8 protein-coding genes are annotated in these 11485 nt (G+C 44.2%); 6 read left to right on the plus strand and 2 right to left on the minus strand.

Annotated features, from left to right (window positions below; all coding sequences use genetic code 11):
* Window positions 1-21: 21 nt before the first annotated feature.
* The 5 genes from HEQ19_13820 (at window position 22) to HEQ19_13840 (ending at window position 6723) form a co-directional block, all read left to right on the plus strand.
* Window positions 22-2379 carry a WD40 repeat domain-containing protein gene (locus tag HEQ19_13820; protein ID WYM03401.2) on the plus strand — a complete coding sequence of 786 codons (2358 nt, stop codon included), beginning with the start codon at window positions 22-24 and terminating at the stop codon, window positions 2377-2379.
* Between the two features lie 65 nt (window positions 2380-2444).
* Complete coding sequence (locus tag HEQ19_13825; protein ID WYM00437.1) at window positions 2445-2687, plus strand: DUF2281 domain-containing protein; 243 nt, start codon at window positions 2445-2447, stop codon at window positions 2685-2687.
* Window positions 2684-2872, plus strand: coding sequence for a hypothetical protein (locus HEQ19_13830; protein WZI67208.1), 189 nt, complete (start codon window positions 2684-2686; stop codon window positions 2870-2872). Before HEQ19_13825 ends, HEQ19_13830 begins: the two co-directional genes overlap by 4 nt.
* Window positions 2873-3282: 410 nt before the next feature.
* Window positions 3283-5238, plus strand: coding sequence for a tRNA uridine-5-carboxymethylaminomethyl(34) synthesis enzyme MnmG (gene mnmG, locus HEQ19_13835; GenBank protein ID WYM00438.1), 1956 nt, complete (start codon window positions 3283-3285; stop codon window positions 5236-5238).
* Between the two features lie 210 nt (window positions 5239-5448).
* On the plus strand, window positions 5449-6723 hold the full coding sequence (locus tag HEQ19_13840; protein ID WYM00439.1) for a hypothetical protein: 1275 nt from the start codon (window positions 5449-5451) through the stop codon (window positions 6721-6723).
* Between the two features lie 679 nt (window positions 6724-7402).
* On the opposite strand, the gene HEQ19_13845 is transcribed toward HEQ19_13840, so the two are convergent.
* Together HEQ19_13845 and HEQ19_13850 are read right to left on the minus strand one after the other, a co-directional pair.
* A complete protein-coding gene (locus HEQ19_13845; protein ID WYM00440.1) occupies window positions 7403-8188 on the minus strand; it encodes a DUF4058 family protein in 786 nt (261 codons plus the stop codon).
* A 112-nt stretch (window positions 8189-8300) separates the two neighbouring features.
* Window positions 8301-10643 (minus strand): bifunctional serine/threonine-protein kinase/ABC transporter substrate-binding protein, encoded by a 2343-nt coding sequence (locus HEQ19_13850; GenBank protein WYM00441.1) that lies wholly within the window; start codon window positions 10641-10643, stop codon window positions 8301-8303.
* A gap of 236 nt (window positions 10644-10879) precedes the next feature.
* Between HEQ19_13850 and HEQ19_13855 the strand changes: the two genes are divergently transcribed.
* Complete coding sequence (locus HEQ19_13855; GenBank protein ID WYM00442.1) at window positions 10880-11182, plus strand: tetratricopeptide repeat protein; 303 nt, start codon at window positions 10880-10882, stop codon at window positions 11180-11182.
* Window positions 11183-11485 lie beyond the last annotated feature (303 nt).

Genomic DNA, 11485 nt, shown 5'->3' on the forward strand with positions numbered 1-11485 from the left:
GTCCAATTTGGCTTAGTGGTTTTGCTACCAGAAAACCCCGCCGACCCTTATCAACTAGTACATGATTATATGGCAACCTTTATCCGCGAGCAAAAATCACCGCAATTACAACAGGTATTGGCGCAACTAGAAGAAGAGAGAAAACAAAGAAAACAAAGTCAAGCCAAACTCAATCCTGTTCTCAAACGCGCCCTGTTTGGTACCATAAATGCAGGTTTAGGATTTGCTGGACTAGCAGTGGTAACATCTAATTGGGCAGTAGCGGCAAATGTTAATCAAATTAGCGCTATCAATAATGCTTCTGAAGCAGATTTTGCATCTGGACAACATGGAGATGCTTTAATAACAGCCTTAAGAGCAGGTAACAAACCCAAGCAGACAATTTGGGCAAAGCACAGAAGCGATATCGAAATGCAAACTGTGTTAACTGTACAGCAACCGGTTGATTTAAAGTCAAATGAAAACAAAGAAAATCGCGCCATTGAGGTAAATACTTTAGAAGGTCATAGCCGTGGGGTCAATAGCGTCGCCTATAGCCCCGATGGTAAACAGTTAGCTTCCGCTAGTGATGACAACACCATCAAAATCTGGGATATCAGCACAGGTCAAGCTGTGAAAACTCTCACTGGTCATAGCGATGGGATCAATAGCGTCGCCTATAGCCCCGATGGTAAACAGTTAGCTTCCGCAAGTTATGACAACACCATCAAAATCTGGGATCTCAGCACAGGCAAAGCTGTGAAAACTCTCACTGGTCATAGCTTTTGGGTCACTATGGTCGCCTATAGCCCCGATGGTAAACAGTTAGCTTCCGCTAGTTTTGACAACACCATCAAAATCTGGGATATCAGCACTCTTAAAGCTGTGAAAACTCTCACTGGTCATAGCAGTGCGGTCAATAGCGTCGCCTATAGCCCCGATGGTAAACAGTTAGCTTCCGCTAGTTTTGACAACACCATCAAAATCTGGGATATCAGCACTCTTAAAGCTGTGAAAACTCTCACTGGTCATAGCAAGGAGGTCAGGAGCGTCGCCTATAGCCCCGATGGTAAACAGTTAGCTTCGGCTAGTGGTGACAACACCATCAACATCTGGGATATCAGCACAGGTCAAGCTGTGAAAACTCTCGAGGGTCATAACGGTCCGGTCTATAGCGTCGCCTATAGCCCCGATGGTAAACAGTTAGCTTCGGCTAGTGATGACAACACCATCAAAATCTGGGATATCAGCACTCTTAAAGCTGTGAAAACTCTCACTGGTCATAGCAGTGTGATCATTAGCGTCGCCTACAGCCCCGATGGTAAACAGTTAGCTTCCACAGGTGGTGACAACACCATCAAAATCTGGAATATCGGCACAGGTAAAGCTGTGAAAACTCTCACTGGTCATAACCGTCCGGTCAATAGCGTCGCCTATAGCCCCGATGGTAAACAGTTAGCTTCGGCTAGTGATGACAACACCATCAAAATCTGGGATATCAGCACTCTTAAAGCTGTGACAACTCTCACTGGTCATAGCAGTGAGGTCAGAAGCGTCGCCTATAGCCCCGATGGTAAACAGTTAGCTTCGGCTAGTTATGACAACACCATCAAAATCTGGGATATCAGCACAGGTCAAGCTGTGAAAACTCTCAAGGGTCATAGCAGTCAGGTCTATAGCGTCGCCTATAGCCCCGATGGTAAACAGTTAGCTTCGGCTAGTTATGACATCATCATCAAAATCTGGGATATCAGCACTCTTAAAGCTGTGACAACTCTCACTGGTCATAGCAGTGAGGTCAGAAGCGTCGCCTATAGCCCCGATGGTAAACAGTTAGCTTCCGCAAGTGGTGACAGCACCATCAAAATCTGGGATATCAGCACTCTTAAAGCTGTGAAAACTCTCAAGGGTCATAGCTTTTGGGTCAATAGCGTCGCCTATAGCCCCGATAGTAAACAGTTAGCTTCGGCTAGTTTTGACAACACCATCAAAATCTGGGATATCAGCACTCTTAAAGCTGTGAAAACTCTCACTGGTCATAGCAAGGAGGTTATTAGCGTCGCCTATAGCCCCGATGGTAAACAGTTAGCTTCCGCAAGTCGTGACAACACCATCAAAATCTGGGATATCAGCACTCTTAAAGCTGTGAAAACTCTCTCTGGTCATAACGGTGGGGTCTATAGCGTCGCCTATAGCCCCGATGGTAAACAGTTAGCTTCTGCAGGTGATGACAAAACAATAATTTTATGGGATTTGGATTTTGATAATTTATTACGCAGTGGTTGCGACTTGCTCAATAATTACCTCATATTCCATCCAGAGGTGTTGAAAGAGTTGCAATCATGTCAAACACCAGCGCGGTTGGCGGAGGGGGCGAAAGTGTTAGACAATTCCAAGTAATAGTTGCAAATGTCATAGTCAAATGACGTTTAAATTTACCAAATTATCAGAGGTAGGTAGTAAAGATGAGTGCAGAACAAGAATTATTAACCAAGTGGCGTTCCCTTCCACCAGACAAACAGGAAGAAGTTTTAGATTTTGTTGAATTTCTTCGCTTAAAAACCTCTGCAAATAAAACTAATTTGGGAGAAAGTTTACGCCAAATTCGCTCTAGAATTATTGCTTCTGGTGAACCTTTATTAAGTAGAGATGAAATAGAAAAAGAAATTGCTAGTCGTCGTGGTGGATTACAGGAAACTGACGCATGAAGATAACTTTTATTGATTCTGGAGTGCTAGTAACTGCGGCGCGTGGTGTGGGAGAAGATTCAGAGAAAGCTTTGGAGATTTTAGCAGATTCAAACCGCGAATTTGCTTCGAGCGAATTTATAGCGTTTCCCGGCCTAGTATGGTACACCCGTAGGGGCACGGCATTGCCGTGCCCCTACACCTAGCGATATAATCTTGTACCTCATCTGAATGAGAAGCGCTATAAGTTAAATAGGACTTACGCAGGTGTCACACTCAACATATCTTGTCCGGAGAGTAGGATTTGAGTTTTTCGTGATTCTCAACATATTTTTGGCATCTGACGCACCCTACGAATGTGCCAGTATCTGTGGTATAGCGTTTCTCGCCCTAGTGAGGTACATCGGTAAGGGCACGGCAGTGCCGTGCCCCTACATCGCGTGATACAATTTTGTACCTCATCTGAATAGGAAGTGCTATAAGCCTAGTAGTACATCGGTAAGGGCACGGCAGTGCCGTGCCCCTACATCGCGTGATACAATTTTGTACCTCATCTGAATGAGAAGCGCTATAAGTTAAAATTGAACATAACTCTAACCTTGGTGATCCTGTAACTATGACCATGCACAATTCCCTTGCCAAAACAACTTGTGAGCAAGACGCCTTTGATGTCATAGTCGTCGGTGCAGGTCACTCCGGTTGCGAAGCAGCCCTAGCCACTGCACGCCTCGGCTGTCGTACCTTGCTATTGACACTCAACTTAGATAAAATCGCTTGGCAACCCTGTAACCCTGCTGTGGGTGGTCCAGCCAAATCTCAGCTAACCCATGAAGTCGATGCTTTGGGTGGCGAAATTGGTAAAATGGCAGACCGTACCTACCTGCAAAAGCGGATTCTCAACTCGTCACGAGGTCCAGCAGTTTGGGCTTTAAGGGCGCAAACAGACAAGCGCGAATATGCAGCACTCATGAAAGCTATTGTCGAGAATCAAGATAACTTGACCATTCGCGAAGGAATGGCGACAGATTTGATACTGGGCGCGAATGATGAAGTTATCGGCGTTGAGACTTACTTTGGTGTGACATTCCAGTGCAAAGCGGTGATCTTAACCACAGGCACCTTCTTGGGTGGTAAGATTTGGGTGGGGAACAAATCAATGGCGGCCGGACGGGCTGGGGAATTTGCGGCTGTGGGTTTGACAGAAACCCTCAATCGCCTCGGTTTTGAAACCGGACGACTGAAAACCGGCACGCCGGCGCGAGTCGATAAGCGCTCGGTGGACTATAGTAAAATGTTGCTGCAGCCAGGGGATGAACCAGTTAGCTGGTTTAGCTTTGACCCCCAAGTGTGGGTAGAACGGGAACAAATGCCTTGCTATATTACCCGCACCACCGCCGAAACCCATCGCTTAATTCAAGAAAATTTGCACCTATCCCCAGTTTATGGCGGTTGGGTGGAAGCTAAAGGACCGCGTTATTGTCCCAGTATTGAAGATAAAATTGTCCGCTTTACTGATAAAGAAAGCCACCAAATCTTTATTGAACCCGAAGGACGAGATATCCCCGAACTTTACATTCAAGGGTTTTCCACAGGGTTGCCGGAAAATTTGCAACTGCTAATGTTACGTAGTCTCCCTGGGTTGGAACAATGCGCTATGCTGCGTCCAGCCTATGCTGTGGAATATGACTATTTACCCGCAACGCAGTGTTACCCGACACTGATGACCAAAAAAGTAGCAGGGCTATTTTGTGCGGGACAAATCAACGGTACCACAGGTTATGAAGAAGCAGCCGCCCAAGGATTGGTAGCCGGAATTAACGCCGCCCGCTTTGTACGCGGTCAAGAAATGATGGTATTTGCCCGTGAGCAAAGTTACATCGGTACGCTGATTGATGACCTGTGTACCAAGGATTTGCGGGAGCCTTACCGGATGCTTACTAGTAGGTCTGAGTACCGCTTAATACTGCGTTCTGATAACGCCGACCAGCGTTTAACACCACTGGGACGGGAAATTGGCTTGATTGATGACCGCAGGTGGGAGTTATTTTCGCGCAAACAAGAGAATATTACCGCCGAAAAAGAACGGTTGTATGGTACGCGGGTGAAAGAACATGATGAAATTGGGATGGCGATCGCCGCTGATACCCAACAAACAATCAAAGGCTCAATCACCCTCGCTGACTTACTGCGGCGTCCAGGATTCCATTACCAGAACCTCGACGGGTACGGACTGGGAAACCCCAACCTCAACTCTTACGAGAAAGAAGGCGCAGAAATTGACATCAAATATTCTGGGTATCTGGCTAGACAGCAAAATCAGATTGAGCAAACTGCAAAACAAGCGCACCGCCAGTTACCTGCAGATTTAGATTACACCACAATCGATACCCTTTCTAAGGAAGCACGGGAGAAGCTGAACAAGGTAAAACCGCTGACCATCGGTCAAGCCGCACGGATTGGCGGGGTGAATCCTGCGGATATAAATGCTTTATTAATTTTTCTAGAATTACGTAGAAACAATGCCCAGTCAGAGTTTCCGGCATTAGCTTCAACAAAACTTCACGAAGCTTGAGTATAGTAGTAGGGAGGAGATTGGTATGATAGATGACATAAACCAAAAAATGACATCATCCGCAGTCTCTGGAGTCAAAGTTCAATTTAATACAAACGAACCATCAACTCGTCTAGTTTAGACGGGGGATTCGATATTTAATTAAAAATCCTGATTCCCAGGTGCTAGGGGCGGTGTTGCGCCGTCCTCACAGCCACAACCCAAAAGCCTATGTTACAACAAGCCAGCACTGATCTAACTGTTTCCGAATCATCAGACGACTTGATCACCAACGAATCTTGGTCAATAGACACCTATGCTGATGGTTTGATGGATGAACTCTTTACGGATATCGACCAGATTCTCAATGGTACTTTTAATCTGCCAGCCTACACTGTCAAAGCAGAACAGGTAGCAGAAACATTGACAATACCACAAATTGTCTTGCCAAGTAGCGTCCCTGGAGTTCCTCAATACACAAACAAACCCTTGAATCGGGGGGAGGTAAAAACTAGGCCGGTCAAATCAGTTAATAAAAAGCGTCAGAAAACCAGACTGGCTTGGCGCAGATGGCTAATTTTGGGCACAACCTTAGGCGTGGCGATCGCCGCCATGATTTACCTGCTAAACTCCCGACTATTCTATCGTCTAACGTTGACATTAGCCCAAGGCAGTCTGCAAATACCCCACACCCTCCAGCCGAAAAAAGTAGATATTCAAGGCGAATTGGTTGATTATATGCTAGGTGCGCTAGCAGTCATTGATCAACAAGAGATCAAAAACAATCAAAAATCTGCCCAGCCAGGAATCGCCATTGGGGCAAATTCTCACCAAACGAATTTAGCCCTGGCTAACGATGCCACTACAGGTATTCTACCACCACCCCAGACTGCTAACAACACACCACCACAGCCTAATCGTTCTAGCAGCATTGTTGAGCGGATCTATATACCCGTTTATCAAGCGCCGGCGCCAATGCGCTACACACCACCAGTTGGTCCTGTAACTCCCAAACCACCAGCACCACAAGTATCTCGACCTGATGTAGTCAAAAACGCCCTAAATACTGTACGAAAAGCAGCCCAGCCCGTAGGTGTTAATATGTTGGCTGCTGCTGTGCGAACAGAACTCAAACCTGTTCAAGTCCGAACCGCGCCCATAGCTGTCAGACAAGCACCCAATATTCTACCAGCAATACCTGTAGTCCAATTCAGCGCCGCGCCGCCAAAACTACCTACAGCACCCACTACCCAGCAACCAGCATCTTTACCCACCGCAAGCGCACCTGCTGCTCCTGCTCCTACCCATATCCTAGAAGGATTGCTAGAGTCAGCAGACAAATCTAAATCTGCTGCTTTGTTTAGCTTTGAGGGCGTCACTCACCGCATTAATGTGGGAGAAAGCATTGGTTCGAGTGGTTGGACACTTGTAAATGTCGTTAACGGCGAAGTTGTCATTCGTCGCAATGGCGAAGTGCGATCCATTTACACCGGACAAAAGTTGTGAAGTAGGGGTGGGGTTCGGGCGCCCCTAGGACAAAAGCAGGAAAAAATGTTTATTTAATCGGCGTTGCTGATTAATGGGATGATTTTTGTCTCACGCGAATGCGTGAGATATAAACATGTGGTTTATTTATAGCAACCGCCAAAGTGCTTAAGTAGGTCGGCTATTGAACCGTACGGTCGAGGGTCGTCATTTGTCCTTTGTCATTGGTCATTGGTAAGAGTTTCAGGCTTGTTTACTTTTATTAACATAGTTTGGTTCATTTCTGCCTATAGCGTTTCTCGCCCTAGTGAGGTACATCGGTAAGGGCACGGCACTGCCGTGCCCCTACATCGCGTGATACAATTTTGTACCTCATCTGAATAGGAAGTGCTATACTTACTTAGGACTTACGCAGTGTACAAATTTGGTATGGTCTGCTTTTACCAAAATACGTTGTTTCAGGCTTTGATTAATTATTACTTTGATGGTAAACAGACCCGCGTTGTAAGGGTTTAGCAATGCTAAACCCCTACGACATCTCCGGTTTTTTGGAGTCACATATTTTGTGTTTTTTGTCAATGCGTAAGTCCTATAACTGATGATAAAACCTAGACACAATCAGACTTGTAACCCAGTCCCCAGTTCCCAGTCCCCAGTCCCCTGCTATAACTGGTAACTCATAGCTTTTAACTATGAACTTTTAACGCAAACCTTGCGCTTTTAACAACTCATTCACCCAAATAACATCAGCTTCCCCAATAGGCGGAACTGGCTCAAGGTTATAATCTATAACCATATCAAAACCAGCGCGGTCAAATAAATCTTGTATGACAACTTGTAAATCTACTAATGGTTCTGTGTCACCCTGACGAAGCGGTAAAACAAAAGCGGGGATTTTTTCTGGTAAATTAAAAGCATATAATTCAGCTTGCGGACGTGATTGACTGCGACTCACCAGAATGCGATAATCTGACGGAATTTGATGATCCAAAATTGGCATAGGTTCGCCCCCACGCAACAAGTCTATTTCTACTAAATGAGTCCCACTACCAAATATTTGTTGACGCTTAGTATCGTAAGCTTTTCTACCTTCTCCAGGGCGCTTATTTTTGGGTGAGAGAAGTTCAATAACTGTCACCACTTCCCCTGTACTCACTTCGCGCACCTCAAGATAACTTTCCCGCACTTCCTCGGGAATGGGGATATTAACCGTTATAGGTTTAGCTGGTGGTGAAGCTACTGCAATATTAGATGGTTCTTTTTCTGTGGTTTTTATATGTTTTGCTATAGTTACATCTGGTATACCAACTAAAACAGAATTCCCATCTGTCATTTGATAAACTCGTTTTTCCACAGCTACTCTGTATTTTGGTCGTAAATAAGGGAAAATTGCATCAGCGATCGCAATAATTAATCGAGTGTGAACTTCTGTCCACAGTTGTGGATGCTCTAAATAAGGGTTCATCCCCGGAAACGGTGAAGGCATAGGTTAACTAAGATGAGGTTGCTCTATGCTGATCTTAGCAATGCCTATGTCCACGCTGCGATACACATACTCAAGGGTTTTCAGCCTGTGCTTTTATAAGGAAAAATTGAAGTTATTTAACGCAGCGGACAATATCGCCTGGGGTAAACACAAACCCAGTGGAATTACAACGACGACGCACGGTCACTATCGTCATTGTACCATTTTGGCGATCGCTCCCCTCAAAGCGAATGACTCCAGTTGCGCCTGTAACTGAGAATTGCGCTTGGCCCAGTGTTTGCTGAATGCTGCGACGGGTAGGCTTTTGACTGATGGCTTTGCTTAATGTGAATACTGCATCATAGCTGGTGGCGGTGCGCCAGGTGATGTCTGTGTTGGTGGGGAGTGATTGGTGATCGATTTTCCACAGGGTTTGCGCTTGCTGTATAAAGGCAGAGCGAGTATCATTCAGGGGGTGCCAGGCGATCGCTAAGGCTATGCGTTCAATTCGCTGTGGTGAGGAAATTTTGTCTGGGTTGAGCAAGTCAGAAGTGTAAAGACTCTCACCCGCAACTATCCAAGCTTCGTTGATATTAGATCGCAGCACTGTTAAAGCATTGGGAATTGCATTATACAATCCCACCCCCGCATCAGGAATGACGACAATCGCCGTGGCGCCTTGGGTTTTGGCTTGATTTAAAGCCGTTTTGGCATCAAAATTATTACTGGCAAGATTGAAACTTGGCTGATGGTCAATTACATTTCCCTTCAGTGATTTTGCGGCTGTGCGAACCGCATTTGATAAAGATTGGGCATATTCGCTACCCTCGCTGTAAAAAATCGCTGCTTGGGGCTGTTTTAACTGTGAGAAAATATAGGCAGCAATTTTTTTAGCAGAGACGCGAGCGCTCGGCACAGTGCGGAAGAAAAAAGGACTTTTGAGGTTATGAGAAGTGCTAGTTGGAGAAATTAAAACTACCCCGGCTTGGGTATAAATTGGCAGGGTCTGTTTGCTTGCTTCACTGCTATAATGACCCACAACAGCAAGTAAATCTTGATACTTTAACAAAGCTTGGGCAATGTTGCGGGCACTATTTCCCACTTTGCTATTGTCACGATTACTATCATCGGCGATAATAATCCGCAGGGGCATACTGTTTTTCAGCGCCTGGGTCTGAGCTTGAGCTGCACCCCGTAGTATTTCCAGACCTTTGAAAGTACCCCGTTCAAGAGGAACCGCAACTGCTATGGTGTAAATCTGGTCTGGGCGAAATTGCGTTTGAATTTTGGCGTTGTTGAGGTAAATTAAAGTTTCTGGATCTGGTTCCTGCTGAAAAGCAGTCTCAAATAAACCCGCAGCAGCCGCAAAATTTCCGTTACCATACTGCTCAATGGCTAATTGCTTTTCGCGTGGAGGCTGACCATTACCCCAAAAGCTTCCAGGAATCAGGCTTTCTTCACCACAACTGAGATGATCAGCTGCAATATTATCACAAGTTCGCGGACGTGTTGCCTCATAAATATATTTTGCACCCAGGGTGAGCAATAAACTACAAGCAGTAATTAGCAAATATTTTCGCCATAGCAACTGTGGATGCTGCTGAATATTCTCAATCTTATCTAAAATCGCTTGAGTTGTTGCTGGACGATGTTGTGGATAAATATCCGTCATCGTTTGCATCAGAGAAATTAAGCTTTGAGGAGTTTTTTTATCTTTAATATATTTAACCCAATTTGCCGAATGAACACGGTGATCATGTGCAGGGTCAATACCTGTTAGTAAATAAATAAAAGTCCGACCCAAAGCATAAAAATCTGATGATAAAACAGCATGTCCATTTATCTGTTCTGGTGCAGTATATCCACTGGAAACAATTACAGTCACAGGCTGATTGTTAACTATCGTTTGTGTGACTTTACGCGCAGTTCCAAAGTCAATTAAAACCAATTTGCCATCAGAGCGAAGCATAATATTTGCTGGCTTAATATCCCGATGAAAAAAACCATTATCATGCACAAATCGGAGAATTTGCGCTAGTTGCTTCAGCCAATCTAAAGCTATTTTATAGGATGTGATACATTCATTGTTAGATAGCCAAGTTTGTAAATTTTCACCTTCAACTTTCTCCATGACAAAACAGCGTAATGGACGACCGCTATTTAAAACCAGGGGAAAGACAATTTCACCAACAGGTAAACCAGGATGTTGTAAGCTTGTGAGTATCGATACTTCTTGCTCAAATAGTCGCAATAAATCAGGCGTAACTTCTTTTAGCGATTTGAGAATCTTGGGTTTATCCCGTTCTAGTAAATCTTCGATTTCAAATACTTCTGTATATCTAAAAGCCTCAAGTTGCAGGGGATATGTAAGTCGGTAGCGATTTTGCAATAAAAGTGGCGTTCCACAAGATTGACATACTGCACAATTATCAGGATTTTCTCGCTGCGAACAATCTGGATTAATGCAGTATGCCATACATTCAGGATGAGGAAACGTATATATACGTATTTTAAAACCACAAGCTGTAAAAACAAGTGGTTCTCGTTACTTTCTTTCAAAATTTGTACTAATACTCTGTAATTGAGTTCCCAAGTCCTATTTGTCAAGCTCAGTTTTAGCTCAGTTACGCAGTGAACTAAAACTTAACTAGAATATACCAAATAATTCAGCGAAATTACTAATATACCCAAGCATTACAGAGGAAGGAATTTATGAAACGTTTCATCTCAACTGCTGCTGCTACGGTGACATTGGTGCTTTCGTTATCAACCCAAGCAATGTCTGCGCCGGGACACACCCGCGACTCAATTAAAGCTTCTCCCATGACAGCTTTAAACAAAGAATCAAAATTATTGTTATTACCAATTCCTGCTCAAAATGCCGAAACCTACATGAAGCAAGCCTTTTTACGTTTCCAGTTGGGAGATTTTAAAGGTGCAATTGAGTATTTAAATCAAGCCATCCAAATTAATCCTAACTATGCCACAGCGGCTCTTCCGTACTTAGCGTGCTGAATTTATTAAAAAATCAGCTTGAAACCCTTGCAGAGCTAAGATAATAGCCATTATTTTCTGTATTTTATATCATATTGCTAAAAATTAAATTATGAACGCCTGTAAGCCTTACTTTTAAAGCAAATTTATAAACTTTAATTAATAATTAAGCACGCTAAGTACGCAAGAACCAAAATTCTGGGATGGGGTTGGACATTATTTCTCATTGCTGGAGTTGCAATTAACCAAATTTCGCCTAGTTCAGTTCTACTAATTGATAAAAGCTACTGTTCATCTGAACAATGGGAAATAGTTGCACAAGCT

Origin of the sequence: Gloeotrichia echinulata CP02, assembly GCA_038087035.1 — a bacterium.
Taxonomy (GTDB): Bacteria; Cyanobacteriota; Cyanobacteriia; order Cyanobacteriales; family Nostocaceae; genus Gloeotrichia; species Gloeotrichia echinulata.